This is a genomic window from Actinomadura mexicana, from assembly GCF_900188105.1.
Classification (GTDB): Bacteria; Actinomycetota; Actinomycetes; order Streptosporangiales; family Streptosporangiaceae; genus Spirillospora; species Spirillospora mexicana.
The window spans coordinates 266,954-291,102 of the sequence record NZ_FZNP01000007.1 but is presented as its reverse complement, the minus strand read 5'-3'; the positions used below and the strand labels follow the sequence as shown (position 1 = coordinate 291,102).

Here is a 24,149-nt window from a genome sequence, read left to right as displayed (position 1 = left end):
ATGCCGTACCAGACCCTGAAGGGCGGCCGCGTCCCGATCCGGATGTGGACCGACCCCGAGACCGTCGAGGACCTCGCCCTCGACCAGCTGCGCAACGTCTCCGCCCTGCCGTGGGTGGAGGGCCTCGCGGTGATGCCCGACGTCCACTACGGCAAGGGCGCCACCGTCGGCTCGGTGATCGCGATGAGGAACGCGGTGTCCCCGGCCGCCGTCGGCGTCGACATCGGCTGCGGGATGACCGCCGTCAGGTCGTCCCTCACCGCCGAGGACATGCCGGACGACCTGGCCGGGCTGCGCGGCCGCCTGGAGAAGGCGATCCCCGTCGGGCGCGGCTCGCACAGGAGCGCCGTCGACCCGTCCGCGCTGCCGGGCCTCCGGGAACGCGGCTGGTACGACTTCTGGAAGGGCTTCGACGACCTGCATCCGGCCGTCCGGTCCCGCCTCGGCCGCGCCCGCTCCCAGATGGGCACGCTCGGCGGCGGCAACCACTTCCTGGAGCTGTGCGCGGACGACGACGGCGCGATCTGGCTCGTCCTGCACTCGGGGTCGCGCAACATCGGCAACGAGCTGGCCGAGCAGCACATCGAGGCCGCCCGCAAGCTGCCCCACAACCAGGACCTGCCGGACGGCGACCTCGCCGTCTTCCTCAAGGGCACCGTGAAGATGGACGCCTACCGCCACGACCTGTTCTGGGCGCAGGAGTACGCGCGCCGCAACCGCGCCGTCATGACCGCGCTCGCGCAGAACGTCGTCACCAGGCAGTTCGGCGAGAAGCGCTGCCGGTGGGGCGAGGTCATCTCCTGCCACCACAACTACGTGGCGGAGGAGGAGTACGGCGGCGTGGAGCTGCTCGTCACCCGCAAGGGCGCGATCCGCGCCGGCCGCGGCGACCTCGGGATCATCCCGGGATCCATGGCGACCGGCACCTACATCGTCCGCGGCCTCGGCAACGAGACCGCCTACAACTCCGCCTCCCACGGCGCGGGCCGCAGGATGAGCCGCACCAAGGCCCGCAAGCACTTCACCGTCGAGGACCTGGTCGAGCAGACCAGGGGCGTCGAGTGCCGCAAGGACAGCGGCGTCGTGGACGAGATCCCCGGCGCCTACAAGGACCTGGACGCGGTGATCGAGGCCCAGTCCGACCTCGTCGAGGTGGTCGCGCACCTCCGCCAGCTCATCTGCGTGAAGGGCTGACCTCGACGAGGGCCGGCCGAGCCCCGGCGACCCGCTCCGCGCGGGGCGCCGGGACGCGGCCGGCCCTCGTCCGCGTCACGAGCCGGAACCCGGCGCCCCCGGCAGGACGCGGTCGATGAAGGCGGTGACGTCGGCGAGGACCTCGTCGCGGTTGGTCTCGTTGAAGACCTCGTGGCGGGCGTCCGGGTAGATGCGCTCGGTCAGGTCGTCTCCGCGGATCGCGTCGATGCCGGCGCGGGTGTCCCGCGGGCGGACGAGCTCGTCGGCCCCGCCGTGGACGTAGAAGGTCGGCAGCGCGCCCAGCGAGCCGTGCTCGTCGACGCGGCGAAGGGCGGTGTCCAGCGCCCGGACGGTGGGCTTCTTGAACGGGCCGTGCCAGATCAGCGGGTCCTCGGTGTAGGCCCTGCCGACGGCCGGGTCGCGCGAGAGCGTGGCGGTGTCGATCGGCTCGTCCGGCATCGCGTCGAGGGGCAGCAGCTCCTCGACGACGTGCCAGCGGCCGAGGACCGGGCCGGACAGCACGAGCGCGGCGAGGGCGTCGCCGTGCAGCTGGGCGTACCGGGTGGCGATCAGCCCGCCCATGGAATGGCCGATCATGACCACGGGCAGGCCCGGGTGGTCGCCGCGGGCCGCCTCCACCACCGTGTGCAGGTCGGCGGCGACGTCCTCGAAGTCCTCGACCAGCACGCGGTCGCCGGCCGAGCGGCCGTGGCCCGCGTGGTCGGGGCCGCAGACGACGGCCCCGTGCCGGACCAGGACGTCGGCGACGTGGTCGTAGCGGCCGAGGTGCTCGCCGTAGCCGTGCACGAGCACCGCGACGTAGCGGGGCTCGCCGTCCGCCCAGATCCGGGCCGTGACCGCTCCCCGCGTGCCCGCGAACTCCCACTCCCGCGACGTCGCCACTCCGGCCTCCCCGCTCCTCGGCGCAAGATCACCGTCTCCCGCGGGGAACGGATCGTCAACCGCCGCAATAGGCTGGAAGTCCAGACCGCGACAGGAAGGGGTGCCCGTGCTGGTCGACACCTTCGGCCGTACCGCGACGGACCTGCGGGTCTCCCTCACCGACCGGTGCAACCTGCGGTGCTCGTACTGCATGCCGCCGGAGGGGCTGGACTGGCTGCCCAAACCGGAACTGCTCACCGACGACGAGGTCGTCCGGCTGGTCGGGCTCGCCGTGCGCGACCTCGGCGTCACCGAGGTCCGCTACACCGGCGGGGAGCCGCTGCTGCGGCGCGGCCTCGCCGGCATCGTGCGGCGGACGGCCGAGCAGGCGCCGCGTCCGCAGATCTCGCTGACCACCAACGGGATCGGGCTGGACCGGCTGGCCGCACCGCTGGCCGAGGCCGGGCTCGACCGGGTGAACGTCTCCCTCGACACCCTCGACCGCGAGATCTTCCGCCGCCTCGCGCACCGCGACCGGCTCGCCGACGTACTGGAGGGGCTGGCGGCGGCAGGGCGGGCGGGCCTCGCGCCGGTCAAGATCAACACGGTGCTGATGCGCGGGGTCAACGACCACGAGGCGGTCCCGCTCCTGCGCTACAGCCTGGAGCACGGCTACCGGCTGCGGTTCATCGAGCAGATGCCGCTGGACGCCCAGCACGGCTGGACCCGCGAGAACATGATCACCGCGGACGAGATCCTGGACCGGCTGTCCGCCGAGTTCGACCTGGTGCCCGACACCGGGCACGAGCGCGGCAGCGCCCCCGCCGAGTCGTTCCTGGTCGACGGCGGCCCCGAGACGGTCGGCGTGATCGGCTCGGTGACCCGGCCGTTCTGCGGCGCCTGCGACCGGGTGCGGCTCACCGCCGACGGTCAGGTCCGCAACTGCCTGTTCGCCACCGAGGAGTCCAACCTGCGGGACGCGATGCGCGACGGCGCCGCCGACGCCGAGCTGGCCGACCGCTGGCGCAGGGCCGTGCGGACCAAGCGCGCCGGGCACGGCATCGACGACCCGGCGTTCCTCCAGCCCGCCCGGCCCATGTCGGCGATCGGCGGCTGAGCCGCGTGGACGCCGGCACGTCCTACGACGCCGTGCTGCTCGCGGGCGGGCGCGCACGGCGGTTCGGCGCCGACAAGCCCGCCGCCCCCGCGGGGGGACGCCGGCTGATCGAATGGGCGGCGGCGGCCGCGTCCGGAGCGTCCCGGCTGATCGTGGTGGGGCCGCGCCGCGACGTCCTGCCGGGCGCCGTCGTCGTCCGCGAGGACCCGCCCGGCGCCGGGCCGGTGCCCGCGCTGCGCGCCGGGCTCGCCGAGGTCCGCGCGCCGAGGCTGGCGCTGCTGGCCGCCGACCTGCCGTTCCTGCGCCCCGCCCACGTCGCGGCGCTGCTGGAGGCGGCGGGGGAGCGGGACGGGGCCGTCCTGGTGGACGGGGACGGCCGCGAGCAGTGGCTGGCGGGCTGCTGGCGCGCGGGCGCGCTGCGGGCGGCGCTGGCCGCCTACGAGGGCGCGTCCCTGCGCGGCCTCCTCGGCCCCCTGGACCCCGTGCCGGTCGCGCTGCCGCCCGACGACCGCCCAGCATGGTACGACTGCGACACCCCCGAACAGCTGGCCGCCGCCGAGCGCCTGCTTTGATCGTGGGAGAGTGGGCACACCACCAGGACCAATGCTCGAAGGGGGAACCCATGTCTGCCCTTGAGGACTGGATCAACGCGGCGAGCCTCGAACTGGGCCTGGAGCGCGGGGCCGTCGACCAGGGCCTGGTACTCGACCTCGCCCGCGACGTCGCCCACAACGTCGCGCGGCCCGGAGCGCCGCTGACGGCCTACCTGCTCGGCCTCGCGGTCGGCCGCGGCGTGCCCGCGCGGGACGCCGCCGCGCGGCTGACCGAGATGGCCGAGGGCTGGCGGGCCGAGGTGCCCGAGCAGGCCGGCGAGCCGGTCCTGGACGACGTCTAACCGCCCCCGGCGGGCTCGTCGCGGTCGGCGACCGGCACCACGTCCTTCAGGAAGTCGCGGCGGGACAGGAACGCCGACAGGCTCTCGCGGTGCTCGTCGCAGGCGAGCCAGACCTTCCGCCGCTCCGGCGTGTGGATCTTCGGGTTGTTCCACCGCAGCGCCCACACGGCGTCGGCGCGGCAGCCCTTGGCGGAGCACCGCGGTTCCTCGGGGCCGGTCCCCGGGTCGGAGTCGGTCATGCTGTGACTTTATTGCAGTGCCCTCCTCCTTCGGGCCTGGCGGCCCTCCATCGTCGGGTACTGCGGGCGATCGCCGGCATCGCTCCGGCTCGCCTTGCGGCTCGCTGCGCGATCAGGTTCTCGCAAGCTCGAACCTGCCTTCGGACGCGATCGCGTCGGTGGGGTCGTTGCGGGGGGCCTCGGTCCGCCGGCCGGCCGTGCGGTCCGGTGCGGCTGGGGCGCGTTTGGTTCCGGTGCTCTTCGGATAGGACCCCGCCGTGCGAACAGAGGGCGACGCCCGGACCCCGGCGGAGCAGCGGCGGCGCTGGCAGGCGCTCTCGGTCTGCCTCGTCGCGGCGTTCATGACGCTGCTGGACGTCAGCATCGTCAACGTGGCGCTGCCGTCGATCCGGGCGGGCCTGGACGCGTCCGACGCGCAGCTCCAGTGGATCCTGTCGGGGTACGCGCTGACGTTCGGGCTCGTCCTGGTCCCGGCGGGGCGGCTCGGCGACGCCCGCAGCCGCCGGGCCGTGTTCATGTCCGGGCTCGCCCTGTTCACGGCGGCGAGCGCGGGGGCGGGCATCGCCCCGACGATCCTGCTGCTCGTCCTCGCCCGGCTCGTGCAGGGCGTCGCGGGCGGCATCCTCAACCCGCAGGTCGCCGGGCTCATCCAGCAGCTGTTCCGGGGCGCCGAGCGGGGACGGGCGTTCGGGGCGCTCGGCGCCGTCATCGGAATCGCCACCGCCGTCGGCCCGCTGCTCGGCGGCGGGCTGATCGCGGTCGCCGGCCCGGCCGAGGGCTGGCGGTGGGTGTTCTACGTCAACATCCCGGTCGGGATCGCGGCGCTGTTCCTGGCGTGGCGGCTGCTGCCCGCCCCGATCTACGGGCAGCGGCAGGGCCTGGACCCGCTCGGGGTGCTGTTGCTGGGCGCGGGCGTCCTGTGCCTGCTGCTGCCGCTCGTCCAGGAGCAGCAGTGGCACAGCGACCTGAAGTGGCTGCTGATCCTCGCGGGCGCCGCGCTGCTGGCGGCCTTCGCGGCCTGGGAGCGGCGGGCGCGGACGCCGATGGTCGTCCTCGCGCTGTTCCGGCTCCGCTCCTACACGCTGGGCTCGGCGATCGCGCTGCTGTACTTCGCCGGGTTCACCGCGGTCTTCTTCATCTTCACCCTCTACCTCCAGAACGGCCTCGGCTACAGCGCGCTCGGCGCGGGGCTGGCCATCACCCCGTTCGCGGTCGGGTCCGGTGTCGCGTCCGCGCTCGGCGGCCGGATCGTCTCCCGCTACGGCCGCCCCCTCGTCGCCGTCGGCCTGTGCCTGGTGCTGGCCGGGCTCGGCGCGGCGTGGCTCGCCGTCGAGCTGAGGCCCGGCGGCGGCGTGGCCTGGGCGACCGCGGCGCCGCTGCTGCTGGCCGGGATCGGCAGCGGCCTGGTGATCTCGCCGAACCAGACGATCACGCTGTCGGAGGTGGACTACACCGAGGGCGGCAGCGCGGCGGGCGTCCTGCAGACCGGACAGCGGGTCGGCACCGCGATGGGCGTCGCCGCGGTCGGGGCGGTGTTCTTCGCCACGATCGCCGGGACGGGCGGGGACTGGGCGGCCGCGTTCCGGCACGGGCTGATCGTCGTGCTGGTGTTCGTGCTGGCGGCGCTGGCGGCGGCCGTCGCCGACCTGCTCGCCGGCCGCCGCCCGGCCTCAGCGCCGCCGGGCTAGGGCGCGCAGGCCCAGTCCGAGGGCGGCCGCGGAGCCGAGGGCGGCCGCGGCCAGCACCCGGTTCTGCCGTCTGATCCGCGCCGGGATCCGCGCGTACGGGATCGTCGAGAACGACACCAGTTCGTAGCGGGAGACGTAGCGTCCGGCCAGGCGGCGCTCCAGCGCGTGCGTCGCCGCCTGCTTCGCCCGGTAGACCGGCGAGGACACCCGGTCGCGCATCTCGACGAAGTTGTCCAGCGCCATCTCGGCGATCGCGTCGGTGTTGGCCTTGCGCCGCTCCTGGTAGAGCGACAGCGCGCGGGCCCAGTCGCCGCCGGTCTCGGTCAGGCACCGGTCGATCTCGATGCAGTCCTCGAACGCGCAGTTGGCGCCCTGCCCGAAGAACGGCACGATCGCGTGTGCGGCGTCGCCCAGCAGCGCCACCAGGGCGCCCTTGCCGCAGCGCGTCCACGGCCAGCACCGGACGGTCACCAGCGACCCGACCGGGTTGCGCTCGTAGTCGCCGGTCAGGTCGGGCATCAGGCCCGCCACGTCGGGATAGTGCCGCTCGAAGTGGGCGGTGATCTTCCCGGGGGTGTCGAGGGCGGCGAAGTCCTCCTTCGGCCAGAACAGCGTGCAGGTGAACGAGCGGTCCAGGTTCGGCAGCGCGATCATCATCGAGGTGCCGCGCGGCCAGATGTGCAGCGCGTCCGGGTCGAGCGCGAACCCGCCGTCCTTCGGCGGGACGGTCAGCTCCTTGTAGCCGTGCTCCAGGAAGTCGGCGTCCTCGTCCAGGCGCAGCGACCGGCGGACCGCGCTGTAGGCGCCGTCCCCGGCCAGGACGACGTCGGCGGGCTCGGGGTCCGCGTCCTCCAGCAGGAGGGCGCCGGCCTCGACGTCCACGCCGGTGACGCGTTGGGAGAACCGCAGCGTGACCCCCGGCGTGCTCTCGGCGGTGTCCAGCAGCGACCGGTTCAGCTCGGCGCGGCTGATGGAGTTGATGGCGCGCTCGCCGTCGGCGCTGTAGGGCTGGAAGTTCTGCGCGCCCGGCAGGGGATGCACCATCCGCCCGTGCATGGGCAGCGCCTGCTCGAGCGACCGGTCGCGCAGGCCGACCTGCTCCAGCGCGGCCAGGCCCCGGGCCGAGACCGCCAGGTTGATCGAACGGCCGCGCTCGGCGCCCGCGACGCGCGGGTCGGGGCGCCGCTCGTACACCGTCACGGGGATGCCGCGGCGGCCGAGCAGCACCGCGAGCAGGCAGCCCGCCAGGCCCGCGCCGACGATCGCGACCCGCTCGCCTCCCTCAGCCGCCATGGAGGGGGGCCTCCCCGGTCTGGGAGCGGACCTCCCACAGGTCGGGGAAGGCCGGGGCGAACAGGGTGCTGCGCAGGTAGTCGGCGCCGGCCGACCCGCCCGTGCCGATCTTCGCGCCGATCGTCCGCTCGACCATCTTCAGGTGCCGGTACCGCCACTCCTGGATGCCCTCGTCCATGTCGACGAGCGCCTCGCAGACCTCGGCGGCCGGCCCGGTCTCGTCCGCGTAGACGGCGAGCAGGACCTGCTGCACCCCCGGGTCGGGCTCCCACGGCCGGAGGAGGTCCCGCTCCAGGGCCTCGCGCGGGACGGGGTGGCCGCGGCCGGCGAGGTAGCGCAGCAGCGAGTCGAACACCGACGGGCGGGACACGGCCGCCTGGAGCCGCTCGTCGCCGCGCAGGTCGGACGCGGGGAAGGAGCGCCGCCCGAGGACGGCCTCGATCTCGCGGAACTGCTCGCTCTGGAAGCCGCTGGAGTTGCCGAGCGCGTCGCGGAACGCGGCGAACTGCCGGGGCGTCATCGTCTCCAGCACGTCCAGCTGCCCGACGACGGTCTTGAGGATCTTGGCGATGCGGCGGGCGGTGTGCAGCGACCCGGCGCTGTTGCCCTCCTCCAGCCGGCTCTGCAGCAGCGCGGCCTCGTGCAGGATCTGCTTGAACCACAGCTCGTAGACCTGATGGATGATCACGAAGAGCAGCTCGTCGTGCGCGCGGGTCTTCGGCTCCTGGCACGAAAGCAGGTCGTCGAGCCTCAGATAGCCGCCGTACGTCATCGTCGGCGAATCCGCCATCACGCCTCCTTGCGACACAACGGATGTGATCCGCAGCATAAGGGATGGACCAGCACGTCCAGGCGGTGGGTGGCCGTGCGGCGGCCATATCCCCCTTCGCTCAGAACCTGATTCGGGATCGGGCCGGGAGGCGCCGGAAGGACGCCGTCGGGGACCTGTTCGTCGCGCTCGCCTCAGCGTCCCGTCCCGGGTGCACGCCACGGCGGACGAGGGCGCGCGACGGCGACGCCCGCGCGATCTTCGGTGCCCTCGCCGCGTCGGACAGGACCCTTCACCGCCTCAGGGGCGCTCACTGCCTGCCGGACTCCCGGCCGGAGCTCGACGCCCGGTCCGCCCGCGTCGGGTCACCACAGCCGCAGCGACCGCGAGAAGATCCCGGCCACGGCCTCCTCGTCCACCGGGCGCGGCGAGGTCGCCAGCAGCCGCTGCTGCTTCATCGCGCCCTCCACCAGCGCGGGGACGTCGCCCTCCCCGTACCCGACGCCGCTGATCCCGTCCGGGATGCCGATGTCGCGCATCAGCCGCAGCACCGCCAGCGGCAGGTGCTCGGCCGGGTCGTCCGGCCGCTCCATCCGCGGGTCGAGCAGCTCCGCGGCCCGGACGTGCCGCTCGGGGCGCGCCTCGAAGGTGAACCGGAACGCCTCGGGCGCGGTCAGCGACACCGACATGCCGTGCGGGACCATCGCCTCCCCGTCCGGGTAGCCGTCCGGCCGGAAGTCCCTGACCTGCCCGGCGATGGGGTAGGCGTTGGCGTGCGGGATGTGCACCCCGGCGTTGCCGAATCCGAGTCCCGCGAACGTCGCCGCCAGCGCCATGTCGGTGCGCGCCTCCCGGTCCTCCCCGTCCGCGACGGCCCGGCGGAAGGACCGCGACAGCAGGCTCAGCGACTTCTCCGCCCACATGTCCGACACCGGGTTGGCTCCGCAGTACGGCACCCTCTCCTCGGGCCTCTTGCGCTCGTACCGGTCGTAGGGCCGCGCGGTGTAGCTCTCCAGGGCGTGGCACAGGATGTCCATCCCCGCCGACGCGGTCACGCCGGGCGGCTGCGACATCGTCAGGTCCGGGTCCACCACGGCCAGCTCAGGCCGCAGCCGCGGGTGGCTGATGCCGGTCTTGACCCGCAGGTCCAGGACGTCCAGGACGCAGACCGTCGTGCTCTCCGCGCCCGTGCCCGTCGTGGTGGGGACGGCCACCAGCGGCAGCAGCGGCCGCTCCGGCGCCCGCCCCGCCCCGACCGGCGGGTTCAGGTACTCCGCGAGATCGCCCTCGTTGGTCGTGAGGAGGTTGACCGCCTTCGCGGTGTCGATGCTCGACCCGCCGCCGACCGCCACGTAGGCGTCGTAGGGTCCGGTCTCCCGGGCGTGCCCGGCCGCTTCGCGCATGCTCGCGTCCGTCGGTTCGACGCGCACGCCGTCGAACACCGCGGCCTCGATGCCGTACGCCTTCATCGCGTCCGCGATCCGCCGCGGCCCGCCCGTGGCCGCGATCCCGGCATCGGTGACGACCAGCACCCGCCGCGCCCCGAACTGCGCCAGATCGAACCCGATCTCGTCCGCCGCCCCGCTCCCGAACTTCAGCTGCGGCGCCCCGTAAGTGAAGACCGTCTCGCTCGTCATCCCCCCAAGGTGCCACACCCCTGCGGCCCTCCCGGAGGCGCCGGCTCCTCGAACTGGTCGAGATCGCCGGTGGCCAGGCGGACGCGGCGAAGGGCGGTGGTGATGTCGGCGGCCTCGGCGGCGGGGAGGCCGGCGATGCCGAAGCCGGACTCGTTGAGGGCCAGCGTGGCCTCCTCGGCGAGGTCGCGGCCCGCGGGGGTGATGGCGGCGAGGACGACGCGGCGGTCGTCGGGGGAGGGCCGGCGGCCGACCAGGCCCCGCTGCTCCAGGCGGCCGATCACGTTGGTCACGGACGCGGGGTGCACCATGAGGCGGGCGCCCATCTTGCCCATGGGAAGGGTCCCGGTGCGGGCGAAGGCGAGCAGGCGCAGGGCCTCGTAGGCGGCGAACGTCAGCCCGTAGGGTTTGAGGACGGCCTCGATCCGGCTCAGCAGGAGCTGCTGGGCCCGCATCACCGAGGTGACGGCCGCCATGCGGTCGGCGTGCTCGGGCCAGCGGCCGCTCCACTGGCGGTGGGCCTCGGCGATGGGATCGGGCATGTCGGGCACCGGCCCACCGTATGCGGTCTTGACTGCGTCGCGCACGGAAACTATTTTAACTTCCAAATATTGGATGTCCAAGGTTTGGGGTGGGGACGGTGACGGGGGAGCTGCACTCGCCGGTGCACCCGGTGCGCTTCGTGACGGCGGCGGCGCTGTTCGACGGGCATGACGCGGCCATCAACATCATGCGGCGCATCCTGCAGTCCCAGGGCGCCGAGGTGGTGCACCTCGGGCACGACCGCTCCGTCCGCGAGGTCGTCGACGCCGTCCTGGAGGAGGACGCGCAGGGCGTGGCGATCAGCTCCTACCAGGGCGGCCACGTCGAGTACTTCGAGTACCTGTCCCGCAGCCTCAAGGAGGCCGGCGCCGAGCACGTGAAGGTGTTCGGCGGTGGCGGCGGCGTCATCGTGCACGAGGAGATCGCGCGGCTGTCGGGGGCGGGCGTGCGGATCTTCTCCCCGGAGGACGGGCAGCGGCTCGGCCTGCCCGGCATGATCAACGAGCTGGTCCGCGAGTGCGACGTCGACCTGGCCGCCGAGCCCGTTCCGGCCGGCGCCGTGGTGGCGGGGGAGCGGCGCGCCCTCGCCCGGACCATCACCTGCCTCCAGGCCGGGAGCCTGCCCGAGGACGCCCGCGCGCGGCTCGCCGAGGCGGCGGCCGGGCGCCGGGTCCCCGTGCTGGGGATCACCGGGACGGGCGGATCCGGGAAGTCGTCACTCACCGACGAGCTGGTGCGGCGGCTGCGCGTCGACCAGGGCGACCGGCTGCGCGTCGCGGTGCTCGCCGTGGACCCGACGCGGCGGCGCGGCGGCGGCGCGCTGCTGGGCGACCGGATCAGGATGAACTCGCTCGACGGCGACCGCGTGTTCTTCCGCTCGCTGGCCACCCGGGGCGCGCGGGAGCTGCCGGAGAACGTCGGGGACATCGTCACCGCCTACAAGGCCGCCGGCTACGACCTGGTGATCCTGGAGACGCCCGGAATCGGGCAGGGCGACGCCGCGATCGTGCCGCTGGTGGACGTGTCGCTCTACGTGATGACGCCGGAGTTCGGCGCCGCGTCCCAGCTCGAGAAGATCGACATGCTCGACTTCGCGGACGTGGTCGCGATCAACAAGTTCGAGCGGCGCGGCGCGGCCGACGCGCTGCGGGACGTCGGCCGCCAGCTCGTGCGCAACCGGGAGGCGTTCGGGCGGCGGCCCGACGACATGCCGGTGTTCGGCACGAGCGCCGCCACGTTCGACGACGACGGCGTCACCGCGCTCTACCAGCACCTCGGCGGGCTGCTGGGCGAGCACGGCCTGCACCTGGAGGACGGCGCCCTCCCCAGGGTCGCGACCAAGGTGTCGACCGGCGCCGCGACCGTCATCCCGCCGAACCGCGTGCGGTACCTGTCCGACATCGCCGAGACCGTGCGGGGCTACCACGCCGACACGCTGAGGCAGATGGAGGCGGTGCGGCGCGTCCAGCGGCTGGACGAGGTGCGCGCCGAGCTGACGGACGCCTCCGAGGTCGAGGGCCTGCTGGAGAAGGCGCGCCGGGACGTGGAGCCCGGGAACGCCGGACTGGTCGAGAACTGGCCCGCCGTCATGGAGTCCTACTCCGGCGACGAGCAGGTCGTGAAGATCCGCGACAGGGAGCTGCGCACCAGGCTCACGCGCGAGTCCCTGTCGGGCAGCCGGATCCCCCGCGTTGCGCTGCCGCGCTACACCGACCACGGCGAGCTGCTGCGGTTCCTGCGCAACGAGAACCTGCCCGGCCGGTTCCCGTTCACCGCCGGGGTGTTCCCGTTCAAGCGCGACAACGAGGATCCCGCCCGCATGTTCGCGGGGGAGGGCGACCCCTTCCGCACCAACCGCCGCTTCAAGCTGCTGTCGGAGGGCCAGCCCGCGACACGCCTGTCCACCGCGTTCGACTCGGTCACCCTCTACGGGCGCGACCCCGACGAGCGCCCCGACGTGTACGGCAAGGTCGGCACGTCCGGGGTCTCGATCGCCACGCTGGACGACATGAAGGCGCTCTACGACGGGTTCGACCTGGCGTCCCCGACCACCTCGGTGTCGATGACCATCAACGGTCCCGCGCCCACGATCCTGGCGTTCTTCCTCAACACGGCCATCGACCAGGGGATGGACGCCTTCTCCGAGGAGAACGGCCGCGAGCCGTCCGAGGAGGAGGCCGCGCAGATACGCGCGCGCGTGCTGGCCACCGTGCGCGGCACCGTGCAGGCCGACATCCTCAAGGAGGACCAGGGGCAGAACACCTGCATCTTCTCCACCGAGTTCTCGCTGCGGATGATGGGCGACATCCAGGAGTGGTTCATCGCCAACAAGGTCCGCAACTTCTACTCGGTGTCCATCTCCGGCTACCACATCGCCGAGGCCGGGGCCAACCCGCTCAGCCAGCTCGCGTTCACCCTCGCCAACGGCTTCACCTATGTCGAGTCCTATCTGGCCCGGGGCATGGACATCGACGACTTCGCGCCCAACCTGTCGTTCTTCTTCTCCAACGGGATGGACCCCGAGTACAGCGTGCTCGGACGGGTGGCCCGCCGCATCTGGGCCGTGGCCATGCGCGACCGGTACGGGGCGAACGAGCGCAGTCAGAAGCTCAAGTACCACGTGCAGACGTCCGGGCGCTCCCTGCACGCGCAGGAGATGCACTTCAACGACATCCGCACGACGCTGCAGGCGCTCATCGCCGTCTACGACAACTGCAACAGCCTGCACACCAACGCCTACGACGAGGCGGTCACCACGCCGACGGCCGAGTCGGTGCGGCGGGCCCTGGCGATCCAGCTCATCATCAACCGCGAGTGGGGCCTGGCGATGAACGAGAACCCGCTGCAGGGGTCGTTCGTCATCGACGAGCTGACCGACCTGGTCGAGGAGGCGGTGCTGGCCGAGTTCGACCGCATCAGCGAGCGCGGCGGCGTCCTCGGCGCGATGGAGACCGGCTACCAGCGCGGCCGCATCCAGGACGAGTCGATGCTGTACGAGCACCGCAAGCACGACGGCTCGCTGCCGATCATCGGCGTCAACACCTTCCGCGGCCCCGAGGACGGCGACGGGACGCCGGAGACGATCGAGCTCGCCCGCGCCACCGAGGACGAGAAGCGCTCCCAGCTCGACCGCGTCCACGGCTACCAGGAGGCGCACCGGGACGGGGCGCGGGCCGCCCTCGCCGCGCTCAAGGACGCGGCCCGGTCCGGCGAGAACGTGTTCGCGGTGCTGATGGACGCGGCGCGCGTGTGCAGCCTGCAGCAGATCACCGATGCGTTCTTCGAGGTCGGCGGCCAGTACCGCCGCAACGTCTGACGCCCCGCCGATGGCCGTCCACGACGACGCCGGCGACCCGGTCCCGGTCCCGGACCGGGTGCGCCGCGTCGTGTCGATCGTCCCGTCCCTGACCGAGACGGTCGCGGTGGCCGCGCCGGAGCTGCTCGCCGGCGCCACCGACTGGTGCACCCACCCCGAGGGCCTGGACGTGCCGCGCGTGAGGGGCACCAAGAACCCCGACCTGGAGCGGATCATCGGGCTGCGGCCCGACGTCGTCGTCGGCAACACCGAGGAGAACCGGCCCGCCGACGTCGAGGCGCTGCGCGCGGCCGGCGTGCCGGTGTGGATGACGCGGATCCGCACGGTCGAGGAGGCACTGTCGTCGCTGCGGCGCATGCTCACCGAGGCGTGCCGGGTGCCGGCGCCCGGCTGGCTGGAGGAGGCGGCCCGCGTCTGGGCGGACGCCGCGCCCGGCGAGCCCCGGGCGGCGGTGATCCCGATCTGGCGGCGGCCGTGGATGGTCGTCGGGCGCGACACCTTCACCGGCGACGTCCTGTCCCGCCTCGGCGTGTCCAACGTCCACGCCGGGCACCCCGAGCGCTACCCGAAGATCCCCCTGGAGGAGCTGAACGCGGCCGGCGCGGACCTCGTGGTCCTGCCGGACGAGCCGTACCGCTTCACCGAGGACGACGGTCCGGAGTCCTTTCCCGGGCTCGACGCCGCGCTGGTCAGCGGCCGGCACCTCACCTGGTACGGCCCGTCCCTGGTCGAGGCCCCGGCGGCCCTCGCGGAACGGCTCGCCGCGGCGCGCCGCCGCTAGTCGGGGCGGCGCACGAACATGGCCTCCACGCAGCGGGCCATGCGCTCGTCGAGCTCCTCGGCGGGCACGCCGATCTCCCTCGCCAGGTGGTCGCGCAGCAGCGTGTACCCGTAGACCGTGGACGCGATGGCCGCCTGCACGGCGGCCACGTCCCCGACCGGCAGGTCGCCGCGCTCCGCCTCCGCCGCGAGGTCCTCCCGGCCCGCGCCCCGGTTGAGCAGGACGCGGGGCCGGTCGTCGCCGTCCAGCACCAGCAGCGTCGCCAGCCGGACCGGCTCGGGGTTGCGCAGGCTCGTCCAGAACAGCCGTGCCAGCCGCTCGCGCAGCGGCAGCCCGGCCGCGTCCACCGCGTCCTCGGCGTTCGGGCGCGACCGGTGGAACAGCGCCGAGCGCAGCAGCGCCCGCCGCGACCCGAAGTACTGGTAGACCAGCCCGCGGTTGACCCCGGCCTCGTCGGCGACCTGGCGCAGGTTCAGCCCGGCGAGGACTCCGCCGCGCCGCAGCAGCGCGACCGCCGCCGCGCGCAGCGACTCCTCCGTCCCCTCCCGGTCGCGCACCCGGGCCGCCCCGTCACGCGCGGGGACCACCGGCCACATAGATGACCTGGCCGGAGACGAAGGAGGCGTCGTCACTGACCAGGAACGCGACGGTCCCGGCGATGTCCTCCGGGACGCCGACGCGCCGGACCGGGATCTCCCTGGCGGCGGCGGCCTTGAAGTCCTCGAAGTCGACGCCGACGCGGGCCGCGGTCGCGGCGGTCATCTCGGTCGCGATGAAACCGGGCGCGATCGCGTTGGCCGTCACCCCGAACCTGCCCAGCTCGATCGCCAGCGTCTTGGTGAACCCCTGGAGGCCCGCCTTGGCCGCCGAGTAGTTGACCTGGCCGCGGTTGCCGAGGGCCGACACCGATGACAGGTTCACGATCCTGCCCCATCCGGCCTTCGTCATGTGCGCCTGCGCGGCGCGGGTCATGACGAACGAGCCGCGCAGGTGCACCGACAGGACCGCGTCCCAGTCGTCGTCGGACATCTTGAACAGCAGGTTGTCGCGGGTGATGCCGGCGTTGTTCACCAGGACGACGGGCGGTCCGAGCTCCGCGGCGACGCGGGCGACGGCGGCGTCGGCCCGCGCGGTGTCGGCGACGTCCACCCCGACGGCGAGCGCGGTGCCGCCGTCCCTGGTGATCGTCTCGACCGTTCCGGCGCAGGCGGCCTCGTCGAGGTCGCAGACCGCGACGGCGAAGCCCTCCCTGGCGAGGCGGACGGCGGTGGCGGCACCGATGCCGCGCGCGGCGCCGGTGACGATGGCCACCCGGGTATCGGTCATGTGCGCAGCCCTTCCGTCAGACCTGGAGGTCCTTGGCGATGATGGTCTTGAGCACCTCGCTGGTGCCGCCGTAGATCCGGGTGACCCGGGCGTCGGCGTACAGGCGCGCGATCGGGTACTCCAGGATGTAGCCGTAGCCGCCGTGCAGCTGGAGGCACTTGTCGACGACGCGGGCCTGCACCTCGGTGCAGAACAGCTTGCAGACGGCGGCGTCGGCGGGGGTGAGCTCGCCGGCGTCCAGCGCCTCGATGCAGCGGTCGACGAGCGAGCGGGCGGCCTCGACCTCGGTGGCGCACTCGGCCAGCACGAACTTGGTGTTCTGGAACGACGACACGGTCTTGCCGAAGACGGTGCGCTCCTGGACGTACCTGCGGGCGAACTCCACGGCGGCGGCCGCCGACGCGTAGGAGCTGGTCGCGATGCCGAGGCGCTCCTCGGCGAGGTTGTGCGTCAGGTACTCGAACCCGCGCCCCTCCTCGCCGAGCAGGTCCTCCACGGGCACCCGGACGTCGGTGAACGACAGTTCGGCGGTGTCGGAGCTGCGCAGCCCGATCTTCTCCAGCTTGCGGCCGACCGCGTAGCCCTCGCTCCGGGTGTCCACGGCGAGGATCGACAGGCCGGCCCGGCGGTTCTCCGGCGTGGCCGGGGACGTCCGCGCGACCACGAGCACCCGGTCGGCGAGGACGCCGCCGGTGATGAACGTCTTGGCGCCGTTCAGGACGTAGTGGTCGCCGTCCAGCTTCGCCGTGGTCTGCATGCCCGCGAGGTCGGAGCCGGTGCCGGGCTCGGTCATCGCGATCGCCGTCATCATCTCGCCGGACACGAACGGCGGCAGCCAGCGCTTCTTCTGCTCCTGCGACCCGTACTTCAGCAGGTAGGGCAGGACGAGGTTGACGTGCACGCCGTAACCGCCGAAGCCCACCCCGGCGCGGGCGCACTCCTCGGAGACCACGGCCTGGTACTTGAAGCTCGTCTCGCCCGCGCCGCCGTACTCCTCCGGCACCTGGATGCCGAACACGCCCAGCTCGCCGAGCTTGGTGTAGAAGTCCCGCGGCGGGTGGCCGGCGTTCTCCCACTCCTCGTAGACCGGGGCCACCTCGGCCTCGATGAACGCCCGGATCGTGTCCCGGAAGGCCTCGTGGTCCTCGTTGAAAACGGTGCGGCGCACGCCGTGCCCCTCTCGCCAGCGTTACTAACAGAACGCTAAGTTAACTCGAATGTAGTTCTAGAATCAAATACGAGTGGGTGGAGTCGAGAGAGGGACTCGCGGGCTGTCAGCAGTCGGGTTCGCAGACCCGCCGCGAGACGGCCCTGAGGAAGATGGCCTGGATCTGCCCGGGCGTCTCGGCCACGTAGGCGTCGCCGTGCGTCACCTGCGCGATGCGCCGCAGCTCATCGACGTCCACGCCCGGTCCGTAGCCCAGCATGTTGACCTGGACGGGGCGCTCCGGGTCGTACTCGCGCCGCATGTGGTCGAGGGTCTCCTCCAGGGACGGGCCGCGCGGGTCCTCGTTCCTCCCGTCCGTCCACAGCAGGACCGAGTTCACGTACTCCGGCTTGTAGGTCCGCTTCATGTAGTCGAACGCGGCCATGACCGTGTCGTACAGGCCGGTGTCACCGTGCTCCTTCACCCGGATCCGCGCGAACGCGCTCAGCACGAGCTGCCGCCGGGTCGCCGATCCCAGCCGCTCGTCGAGCGGCCCCACGCTCACCAGCTCCCGCCAGTCCCGGCCGCCCTGCAGGTCCGTGGAGAAGATCCACTGGCCGAGCTCGCTGTCGTCCGGCAGCAGCGCGAGCCCGCCCTGGGCGGTGCGCACCGTGGACTGCAGCCGCGTCACGCCCGGCGCGACCCCCTCGTCCATGGACCCCGACACGTCGATGATGCTCAGCATCCGGATGCTCAGCGACAGCTGGGCCCACGACTGCATGGTGCGCCGCACGTCCGCCGCCGGCGCCTCGGGGAGCGCCCGCGGGGGCCGCGGGTCCAGGCCGGTCCGGGGGGAGAACGACGCGGGCGCCGCCCCGCCGGGCGCCCGGAAGCCCAGCCGCCGGAGGTCGTCACGGGTCGCCCTGTCCGCGAGGGCCGTCTCCAGTGCCCGCGCCGCGCTCGCCTTGGCCCGGTCCCCTGCCAGGACGGCGACCGGATAGTCGAGGTAGACCGTGCCCTCCGCCGGGTACAGCGCGACGGCCGGCTCGGTCGGACGCCGCGCGTTGTAGGCGAACACCGCCTGCTCGGGCGCCATCGCGACCGGGTAGCGGTCGGCCTCGCCCCGGTCGGACGAGGTGGACGTCGCGAACGCGGCGAACTCGGCGAACACGGTGTCCACGGAGACGGCGACGCCCTCCCGGATCGTGCGGACCGCCCCGGTGAACGACGCCTCGCCGGGGGCGTCCCCCAGCAGCGCACCGGCAAGGAGCAGCGAGCCCATGCCGGTCGCGCTGCGGGCCGGGTCGGGGACCTGGAGCCGCAGCAGCCGCGGCGGGATCACCCCGGTGCCGTCTCCGGCGGCCGGGTCCCGCCCGGCGCCGGAGGCCGTTCCGGCCGCGGCGAGCAGGTCCTTCCAGGGCGGCCGCTCCGGGGCGCCGAGGTTGCGCAGCTGCGTCGCCAGGCCGCGCGGCGCGGCCAGGACGATCGGGGACGAGGCGATCCCGGCGGGCCGTCCCGGAGCGCCGCCGGCCGGGGCCCGCCCGGATCCGCTGGCGAGCTTGGTCCACAGCGAGGAGTCGGGGATCCAGACGTCCGGCCTGCGGGCGACGCCGGCCACGCCCTTGCCCGACAGCAGCGTCGCCACCGCGGCGGGGTCGGCGGCGCGCACCCGCGCGCGGGCGCACCGCCCCTCCACCCGGTGTCCCGCGTCGTTGAAGCGCCTCGCCGCCCGCGCGACCGCGGACGCGACGTCCGGCGCCGCGGCCACGTCGAGCGTCACCGCGCCACCGCCGGAGCAGCCGTCGCCCGCGGAGGCGATCGCGTACGCGCCGAACCCGGTGAGCAGGACCAGGCCGATCGCGCCCGCCAGCGGCCCGAGCAGGATGCCGCCGACCCGCCGCGGCGGGCGGCCTCCGCCGAGGGCCCACGGCCCCCGCGGCTGCCTGGCGGCGGCGTGCGCCGGTCCCGGGGGACGGGGCGTGCGGTCCGGTCTCCTGAAGGCGTCGAAGGGCTCGCTCTCATGCCCGCTCGCCGCTCGGCGGGGCGGCGGCCCGGCGGGGTGCGAGGCGCCGAGAAAGGTGTAGGGGGACTCGGGGCCGCCCGGCTCCGGCAGGTTCCAGGGTGCCCACTCGGGCACGTCGTCGAAAGCGCTCATGGCCGATCTCCGTTTCCCGGGCGGGGGCTGCGGGCCGCGTCGCGCCGTCGGTGGACGGCCCGCGCCTGAGACACATGGTCGATATGTCTCAGGTGAGGCAGCTGTGATGTTCGTCTCGTCGGCCGCCTCCGTCAAGGGGGAGATCCGGGAGGGGGACGCGCGGCCGGGACGGCGGGCCGGGCGCCTCGGCGCGCGGCCCGCCGCGTTCGACGCGGCGGCGGTCGTCCGGCCGGAACGGGGGACAACGGGACCTCCCCTGGGGCGCGGGGACGGTGGTGCCGCTCAGCAGTACGCGGCGGGCGCCGGGAAGGATCGGTCCGCGGCCGCGACCTCCTGACGGAGGGTGCCCGCGCGGGAACGCCTCGCCCCCTGCGGAGCTGGGCGCGCGGGGTTCGGAAGGAGCGGGTTTCGGTTCATGGCCGGACCAGGCCAGTCCGGAGGGCTTGCGTTCTCGCGGGGCATGCGTCGGCCCGGACGGCCGGTCGAGCGAGGGTGCGGGGAAGGTCATCCGCGAGCCCGCGAAGCTTCAGCGGGCACCCTGGAAAGTGAAAAGCGGCGCCGGGTGGATACGGGGGCAATCCACCCGGCGCCGCATCATCGGTGTTCCGACGGGGGCCCGGAACACCGGCAAGGGCGCCCCGACGGGGGACCAGAGCGCCGGTACAAATCGTACACCGAAACCCCCTGCGGTTAGTCAAGGGAATGTCACGACCGGATTTCCGGTCGCTGTCCGGAAACCGGCTTCTGTTCCGCGCGGACGCGGTCGTCGTAGGCCGCCGGGGCCGTCGGCTCGCGCCCCCCGTTGGCGAAGATCACGGCGACGTACGGGAGCACCGCGGCGCCGACCACCATGAGCAGCGCGAGCCACCACGGCGCGCCCGCCACGGCGGCGACCACCGCCCCCACGAAGCAGATCGTGCGGACGCCCATGGACATCAGGTACCGGCGCTGGCGGTGGCCGATGTCCTCCGACATGGGGCGGGGAGCGTCGGTGACCGTGTAGACCGCCGGTTCGCGGTGGTTGCGGTGATTGACCTTCACCATTCCACGGTAAGCCCATGGAGTCCGACCTGCACCGGCAGTACGGGGCAAAACATCTGGAGGAATCGATGACCGATCGCACGTACCGCGTGACCGAGATCGTGGGGACCTCGCCGGAGACCGTCGAGGCCGCGATACGCAATGGCGTCCGGCGGGCCTCGCAGACTTTGCGGCACCTGGACTGGTTCGAGGTGACCGAGGTCCGCGGCCACATCGAGGACGGTGAGGTGGGCCACTTCCAGGTCACCATGAAGGTCGGCTTCCGCCTGGAGGACACCTGAGCGCGCGCCGGGCCCGGCGCGGGGCCCGGCCCGGTGTCCGGACCGCCACGGCCGGGGGCGCCGGCACGCGCCCGACGTCCCCGGCCGCGACGGCTCAGGTGGCCTGGCTCACCGTCGACATGTGGAAGTCGGGGACCCGGATCGCAGGCATGGCGGAGCGGGTGAAGTAGTCCGACCACTCGCGCGGCAGCGCCGGCCCGGTCTCGCCGACCTCGGCGATCCGCGACAGCAGGTCGACGGGGCTCTCGTTGAACCGGAAGTTGTTCACGGCCCCGACGACCTCGCCGTCCTCGACGAGGTAGACGCCGTCGCGGGTGAGGCCGGTCAGCAGCAGGCTCTGCGGGTCGACCTCCCGGATGTACCACAGGCATGTCAGCAGCAGCCCGCGCTCGGTGCGGGCGACCATCTCCTCCAGGGACGCCCCGCCGTCCGGCCCCCGCATCGCCAGGTTGTCGACGGCGGGGGTGAGCGGCAGCCCGGTGCGCTCGGCGGAGTGCCGGGTCTGGGCGAGGGACGCGAGGGTCCCCTCGCTGATCCAGTCGGTGGCGCCGAGAGCGAGCCCGTTGTCGAACACCGAGGACTCGCGGCTGGAGGCGTGCGCGACGACGAACGGGGCGCACTGCATGCCCGGGGCGGCCGGGTCGCTGGACAGGGTGACCGGCAGGTCGGCGAGCCGCTCCCCGACGCGGGTGCCGCCGCCGGGGGCGCTGAACACAGTCCGGCCGTCCTGCGCGTCCTGGGCGCCCGCCGACCAGTACAGGTAGATCATCAGGTCGGCGACGGCGGACGGCGGCAGGATCGTCTCGTACCGGCCGGCCGGCAGGTCCACGCGCCGCTCGCCCCACTCCAGCCGGCGGGTGAGGCCGCCGGTGAGGGCGGGGACGTCGACGTCGGTGAAGTCGCGGGTGCCGACGCCCGCCCACGCCGAGCCGCCCGCGCCCTTGGCGTTCAGCTCCAGCAGCCCCGTGGGCTGGTCGTGCCGCAGCCGCAGCCCAGCCGAGGAGCCGAGGAAGGTCGAGGTGAGCACGTGGTTGGCGAACCCGTACAGGCGCCGGTCGCCGGCCTGCGCGGCGGCGAACGCCTCGCCCAGCGCGGGAGCGAAGCCCTCGAACACCCCGATCCCGGTCTCGGCGGGCTCGTCGTCCCATCCGGCGGCGCCGCCGGGCGGCCCCTCGGAGACCAGCGGCCGGGCGTCCTCGGCGGCCTCGTTGCCGGCGGCGTCGGCCTCGGCGGCGCGCACCAGCTCCTCGATGCCGTCGGCGCCGACGGCCGACCGCGACACCACGCCCGCCGCCACGCCGTCCGCGGTGTCGCGCAGCGCGATGACGGTGAGGCGGCTCGAGCGGGTCACGCCGTTGGTGGTGAGGGTGTTGCCCGCCCACCGCAGGTTCGCGGTGCTCGCCTCGTCGGCGATGACGATGCAGTCGTCGGCGCGCGACAGCGACAGGGCCCGCTCGACGGCCTCCTGCGGCCTGATCGTGCTCACTGGCCGGCCTCCTTCAGCGCGTTGAGGATGTTGACGCCCCGGAACAGCGCCGAGGGGCAGCCGTGGCTGACCGGCGCGACCTGCCCCGGCTGCCCCTTGCCGCAGTTGAACGCGCCGCCGAGCACGTAGGTCTGCGGCCCGCCGACGGCCTCCATCGAGTTCCAGAAGTCGGTGGTGGTCGCCTGGTAGGCGACGTCGCGGAGCTGCCCGGCGAGGCGCCCGTTCTCGATGCGGAAGAACCGCTGCCCGGTGAACTGGAAGTTGTGGCGCTGCATGTCGATCGACCAGCTCTTGTCGCCGACGATGTAGATGCCGCGCTCGACCCCGGAGATCAGCTCGTCGGTGGACGGGCCGCCCTCGGCGGGCTTGAGCGAGACGTTCGCCATCCGCTGGATCGGCATGCTGGACGCGGCGTCGGCGAACGCGCAGCCGTTGGAGCGTCCGGCGCCGGTGAGGCGGGCGATGCGCCGGTCGGTCTGGTAGCCGGTGAACCGGCCCTCGGAGACGATGTCGAACGACTGGGCCTGCACGCCCTCGTCGTCGTAGCCGATGGTGGCCAGGCCGTGCTCGGCCGTCCGGTCCCCGGTGATGTTCATGAACTTGGAGCCGTACCGCAGCGTCCCGAGCTTGTCGGGCGTGGCGAACGACGTGCCCGCGTAGGCGGCCTCGTAGCCGAGCGCCCGGTCCAGCTCGGTGGCGTGCCCGATCGACTCGTGGATCGTCAGCCACAGGTTGGACGGGTCGACGACGACGTCGTACACGCCCGGCTCCACCGACGGCGCGGCGAGCTTCTCGGCGAGCAGCCCGGGGATGCGGGCGAGCTCCCCGTCCCAGTCCCAGTGCCCGCCCGACAGCCACTCCCACCCGTACCCCGCGGGCGGCGCCAGCGTGCGCATCGTGTCGAACAGGCCGCCGGCGATGCCCACGGCGTTGACGACCGGGTGCAGCCGGACGCGCTGCTGGGTGGTGACCGTGCCGGCGAGGTCGGCGAAGAACTTGTTCTCCTTGACCTGCAGAAGGGTCGCGTCGACGTGGTCGACGCGGTCGTCGCCGAGCAGCCGGCGGCTCCAGCCCGCCAGCAGCGCGACCTTGTCGGCGGTCGGCACCTCGAACGGGTCGGTCTCGTAGGCGGAGACCCAGGTGCGGTCCCCGTGGACGGGCTCGGGCGCCAGCTCGATGGGCTCGCGGTTGACGGCCCTGGCGACGGCGGCGACCTCGACCGCCTGCGCCGCGACGCCGGCGGCGCCCTCGGGCGTCAGGTCGATGCCGGCGGCGAAGCCCCAGGTTCCGTCCTTGACGACCCGGACCGACAGCCCGACGTCGTCGGCGTCCAGGGCGGTCTCCAGGGCGGCGTCGTGGAGGCGGAGTGTCTGGCTGCGGATGCGTTCCAGGCGGAAGTCGGCGTGCTCTGCGCCCAGCTCCCTGGCGCGGGTCAGCGCCGCGTCGGCCAGCGCGCGAAGCGGCAGCGCGGTGAAGGCGGGATCGATGTCATGCACCCTCCGCAACCTACCGTCCGCGCCCGTCCCGGCGGGGGCCGCGCGCCGTCCGAACAAAGGGAGGTGAGCGGATCTTGTCGGTTCGGCACATCCGCAGCGGACGCGCGGCCCGCTAGTGTCGTGCAGCAGCCAACGAGCAGTACAACGAGAGGGTCCTGATGAGTCGCTCTGTCCTCGTGACCGGCGGTAACCGGGGCATCGGCCTCGCCATCGCCCGCGAGCTGGCCGCGGCGGGCGACGCTGTCGCGGTCACCTACCGGTCCGGAGAGCCGCCCGAGGGGCTGTTCGGCGTCCGGTGCGACGTGACGAGCACCGAGGACGTCGACGCCGCCTTCGGCAAGGTGGAGGCGGAGCAGGGGCCCGTCGAGGTGGTCGTCGCCAACGCGGGGATCACCAAGGACACGCTCCTTGCGATCATGAGCGAGGAGTCGTTCACCTCGGTCCTGGACACCAATCTGACCGGGTCGTTCCGGGTGGCCAAGCGCGCGGTGAAGAGCATGATGCGCAAGCGCTCGGGACGGATCGTGCTGGTCTCCTCGGTCGTGGGGCTGATGGGCTCGCCGGGGCAGTCCAACTACGCCGCGTCCAAGGCCGGCATGGTCGGCTTCGCGCGCTCCCTCGCCCGCGAGCTCGGGTCGCGGGGCATCACGGTCAACGTGGTGGCGCCCGGGTTCGTCGACACCGACATGACGGCGGTGCTGACGGAGGACCAGCAGAAGGCCATCACCGCCGCGGTGCCGCTCGGCCGCATCGCGAAGCCGGAGGAGGTGGCCAGGGCCGTGCGGTTCGTGGCCAGTGAGGACGCCGCCTACATCACCGGGGCCGTGATCCCGGTCGACGGCGGCCTGGGAATGGGGCACTGACGG

Annotated in this window: 23 protein-coding genes; 10 read left to right on the top strand and 13 right to left on the bottom strand. The window is 73.5% G+C overall.

The features are described from left to right. The gene (locus tag CHC11_RS20140) at positions 1–1,194 is read left to right on the top strand and encodes an RtcB family protein (protein WP_089313292.1); all 1,194 of its coding nucleotides are present in this window, start codon (positions 1–3) and stop codon (positions 1,192–1,194) included. Between the two features lie 75 nt (positions 1,195–1,269). On the opposite strand, the gene CHC11_RS20135 is transcribed toward CHC11_RS20140, so the two are convergent. Then, positions 1,270–2,097: an alpha/beta hydrolase gene (locus tag CHC11_RS20135; protein WP_089313291.1), complete on the bottom strand. Its 828-nt coding sequence runs from the start codon at positions 2,095–2,097 to the stop codon at positions 1,270–1,272. Positions 2,098–2,203: 106 nt separating this feature from the next. Here CHC11_RS20135 and moaA point away from each other — a divergent pair, with 106 nt between their 5' ends. Genes moaA through CHC11_RS20120 form a run of 3 tightly spaced genes read left to right on the top strand, consistent with a single transcriptional unit; the run spans position 2,204 to position 4,088 of the window. After that, on the top strand, positions 2,204–3,193 hold the full coding sequence (moaA, locus tag CHC11_RS20130; protein ID WP_218826166.1) for a GTP 3',8-cyclase MoaA: 990 nt from the start codon (positions 2,204–2,206) through the stop codon (positions 3,191–3,193). 5 nt (positions 3,194–3,198) lie between these two features. Beyond that, positions 3,199–3,765, top strand: coding sequence for a molybdenum cofactor guanylyltransferase (gene mobA, locus CHC11_RS20125; protein ID WP_089313289.1), 567 nt, complete (start codon positions 3,199–3,201; stop codon positions 3,763–3,765). A 50-nt stretch (positions 3,766–3,815) separates the two neighbouring features. Further along, on the top strand, positions 3,816–4,088 hold the full coding sequence (locus CHC11_RS20120) for a DUF6457 domain-containing protein (RefSeq protein ID WP_089313288.1): 273 nt from the start codon (positions 3,816–3,818) through the stop codon (positions 4,086–4,088). Here CHC11_RS20120 and CHC11_RS20115 read toward each other — a convergent pair. Next, positions 4,085–4,327 carry a hypothetical protein gene (locus CHC11_RS20115; RefSeq protein WP_089313287.1) on the bottom strand — a complete coding sequence of 81 codons (243 nt, stop codon included), beginning with the start codon at positions 4,325–4,327 and terminating at the stop codon, positions 4,085–4,087. The two genes, CHC11_RS20120 and CHC11_RS20115, sit on opposite strands and share 4 nt — an antisense overlap. 257 nt (positions 4,328–4,584) lie before the next feature. Here CHC11_RS20115 and CHC11_RS20110 point away from each other — a divergent pair, with 257 nt between their 5' ends. Then, positions 4,585–6,015 carry an MFS transporter gene (locus CHC11_RS20110; protein ID WP_245919475.1) on the top strand — a complete coding sequence of 477 codons (1,431 nt, stop codon included), beginning with the start codon at positions 4,585–4,587 and terminating at the stop codon, positions 6,013–6,015. On the opposite strand, the gene CHC11_RS20105 is transcribed toward CHC11_RS20110, so the two are convergent. The 4 genes from CHC11_RS20105 to CHC11_RS20090 all read right to left on the bottom strand — a co-directional run bounded on the left by CHC11_RS20105 (position 5,998) and on the right by CHC11_RS20090 (position 10,253). Next, entirely contained in the window at positions 5,998–7,308 is a 1,311-nt protein-coding gene (locus CHC11_RS20105; RefSeq protein WP_089313286.1) for an FAD-dependent oxidoreductase, read from the bottom strand. The two genes, CHC11_RS20110 and CHC11_RS20105, sit on opposite strands and share 18 nt — an antisense overlap. After that, positions 7,298–8,098: a tryptophan 2,3-dioxygenase gene (locus CHC11_RS20100; protein ID WP_089313285.1), complete on the bottom strand. Its 801-nt coding sequence runs from the start codon at positions 8,096–8,098 to the stop codon at positions 7,298–7,300. The genes CHC11_RS20105 and CHC11_RS20100 overlap by 11 nt, the downstream gene beginning before the upstream one ends. Before the next feature lie 344 nt (positions 8,099–8,442). Then, a complete protein-coding gene (locus tag CHC11_RS20095) occupies positions 8,443–9,714 on the bottom strand; it encodes a hydroxyacid-oxoacid transhydrogenase (protein WP_089313284.1) in 1,272 nt (423 codons plus the stop codon). Continuing rightward, on the bottom strand, positions 9,711–10,253 hold the full coding sequence (locus CHC11_RS20090) for a MarR family winged helix-turn-helix transcriptional regulator (RefSeq protein ID WP_089313463.1): 543 nt from the start codon (positions 10,251–10,253) through the stop codon (positions 9,711–9,713). Before CHC11_RS20090 ends, CHC11_RS20095 begins: the two co-directional genes overlap by 4 nt. Positions 10,254–10,342: 89 nt before the next feature. On the opposite strand from CHC11_RS20090, the gene icmF reads away from it, so the two are divergent. After that, positions 10,343–13,570, top strand: coding sequence for a fused isobutyryl-CoA mutase/GTPase IcmF (gene icmF, locus CHC11_RS20085; RefSeq protein WP_245919473.1), 3,228 nt, complete (start codon positions 10,343–10,345; stop codon positions 13,568–13,570). A gap of 10 nt (positions 13,571–13,580) precedes the next feature. Continuing rightward, entirely contained in the window at positions 13,581–14,351 is a 771-nt protein-coding gene (locus tag CHC11_RS20080) for a helical backbone metal receptor (RefSeq protein WP_089313283.1), read from the top strand. Here the strand turns inward: CHC11_RS20080 and CHC11_RS42125 are convergent. The 4 genes from CHC11_RS42125 to CHC11_RS20060 all read right to left on the bottom strand — a co-directional run bounded on the left by CHC11_RS42125 (position 14,348) and on the right by CHC11_RS20060 (position 18,979). Continuing rightward, positions 14,348–14,908, bottom strand: a complete 561-nt coding sequence (locus tag CHC11_RS42125; protein WP_218826165.1) for a TetR/AcrR family transcriptional regulator — start codon at positions 14,906–14,908, stop codon at positions 14,348–14,350. The genes CHC11_RS20080 and CHC11_RS42125 overlap by 4 nt on opposite strands. Positions 14,909–14,921: 13 nt before the next feature. Continuing rightward, positions 14,922–15,677: a 3-oxoacyl-ACP reductase FabG gene (gene fabG / locus CHC11_RS20070; RefSeq protein WP_089313281.1), complete on the bottom strand. Its 756-nt coding sequence runs from the start codon at positions 15,675–15,677 to the stop codon at positions 14,922–14,924. 16 nt (positions 15,678–15,693) lie between these two features. Continuing rightward, complete coding sequence (locus CHC11_RS20065; RefSeq protein WP_089313280.1) at positions 15,694–16,845, bottom strand: acyl-CoA dehydrogenase family protein; 1,152 nt, start codon at positions 16,843–16,845, stop codon at positions 15,694–15,696. A 106-nt stretch (positions 16,846–16,951) separates the two neighbouring features. After that, positions 16,952–18,979, bottom strand: coding sequence for a substrate-binding domain-containing protein (locus tag CHC11_RS20060; protein WP_089313279.1), 2,028 nt, complete (start codon positions 18,977–18,979; stop codon positions 16,952–16,954). A 106-nt stretch (positions 18,980–19,085) separates the two neighbouring features. On the opposite strand from CHC11_RS20060, the gene CHC11_RS20055 reads away from it, so the two are divergent. Next, a complete protein-coding gene (locus tag CHC11_RS20055; RefSeq protein WP_089313278.1) occupies positions 19,086–19,316 on the top strand; it encodes a hypothetical protein in 231 nt (76 codons plus the stop codon). Between the two features lie 368 nt (positions 19,317–19,684). Here CHC11_RS20055 and CHC11_RS20050 read toward each other — a convergent pair whose 3' ends face one another. Further along, positions 19,685–20,023, bottom strand: a complete 339-nt coding sequence (locus CHC11_RS20050) for a DUF3099 domain-containing protein (protein ID WP_089313277.1) — start codon at positions 20,021–20,023, stop codon at positions 19,685–19,687. Positions 20,024–20,088: 65 nt separating this feature from the next. Here CHC11_RS20050 and CHC11_RS20045 point away from each other — a divergent pair, with 65 nt between their 5' ends. Next, on the top strand, positions 20,089–20,301 hold the full coding sequence (locus CHC11_RS20045) for a dodecin (protein WP_089313276.1): 213 nt from the start codon (positions 20,089–20,091) through the stop codon (positions 20,299–20,301). 94 nt (positions 20,302–20,395) lie between these two features. Here the strand turns inward: CHC11_RS20045 and CHC11_RS20040 are convergent, their stop codons facing one another. After that, complete coding sequence (locus CHC11_RS20040; RefSeq protein ID WP_089313461.1) at positions 20,396–21,778, bottom strand: metallopeptidase TldD-related protein; 1,383 nt, start codon at positions 21,776–21,778, stop codon at positions 20,396–20,398. Between the two features lie 5 nt (positions 21,779–21,783). Beyond that, positions 21,784–23,283, bottom strand: coding sequence for a TldD/PmbA family protein (locus CHC11_RS20035; RefSeq protein ID WP_089313275.1), 1,500 nt, complete (start codon positions 23,281–23,283; stop codon positions 21,784–21,786). A gap of 158 nt (positions 23,284–23,441) precedes the next feature. On the opposite strand from CHC11_RS20035, the gene CHC11_RS20030 reads away from it, so the two are divergent. Continuing rightward, entirely contained in the window at positions 23,442–24,146 is a 705-nt protein-coding gene (locus CHC11_RS20030; protein ID WP_089313274.1) for a beta-ketoacyl-ACP reductase, read from the top strand. Positions 24,147–24,149: the final 3 nt, after the last annotated feature.

Bases quoted from the DNA above. Each gene is read 5' to 3' on its own strand.
- CHC11_RS20140 (WP_089313292.1), top strand. From the start codon at position 1: ATGCCGTACCAGACCCTGAAGGGCGGCCGCGTCCCGATCCGGATGTGG.
- CHC11_RS20120 (WP_089313288.1), top strand. From the start codon at position 3,816: ATGTCTGCCCTTGAGGACTGGATCAACGCGGCGAGCCTCGAACTGGGC.
- CHC11_RS20115 (WP_089313287.1), bottom strand. From the start codon at position 4,327: ATGACCGACTCCGACCCGGGGACCGGCCCCGAGGAACCGCGGTGCTCC.
- CHC11_RS20105 (WP_089313286.1), bottom strand. From the start codon at position 7,308: ATGGCGGCTGAGGGAGGCGAGCGGGTCGCGATCGTCGGCGCGGGCCTG.
- CHC11_RS20100 (WP_089313285.1), bottom strand. From the start codon at position 8,098: ATGGCGGATTCGCCGACGATGACGTACGGCGGCTATCTGAGGCTCGAC.
- CHC11_RS20095 (WP_089313284.1), bottom strand. From the start codon at position 9,714: ATGACGAGCGAGACGGTCTTCACTTACGGGGCGCCGCAGCTGAAGTTC.
- CHC11_RS20090 (WP_089313463.1), bottom strand. From the start codon at position 10,253: ATGCCCGATCCCATCGCCGAGGCCCACCGCCAGTGGAGCGGCCGCTGG.
- CHC11_RS20080 (WP_089313283.1), top strand. From the start codon at position 13,581: ATGGCCGTCCACGACGACGCCGGCGACCCGGTCCCGGTCCCGGACCGG.
- fabG (WP_089313281.1), bottom strand. From the start codon at position 15,677: ATGACCGATACCCGGGTGGCCATCGTCACCGGCGCCGCGCGCGGCATC.
- CHC11_RS20060 (WP_089313279.1), bottom strand. From the start codon at position 18,979: ATGAGCGCTTTCGACGACGTGCCCGAGTGGGCACCCTGGAACCTGCCG.
- CHC11_RS20055 (WP_089313278.1), top strand. From the start codon at position 19,086: ATGTTCGTCTCGTCGGCCGCCTCCGTCAAGGGGGAGATCCGGGAGGGG.
- CHC11_RS20050 (WP_089313277.1), bottom strand. From the start codon at position 20,023: ATGGTGAAGGTCAATCACCGCAACCACCGCGAACCGGCGGTCTACACG.
- CHC11_RS20045 (WP_089313276.1), top strand. From the start codon at position 20,089: ATGACCGATCGCACGTACCGCGTGACCGAGATCGTGGGGACCTCGCCG.
- CHC11_RS20030 (WP_089313274.1), top strand. From the start codon at position 23,442: ATGAGTCGCTCTGTCCTCGTGACCGGCGGTAACCGGGGCATCGGCCTC.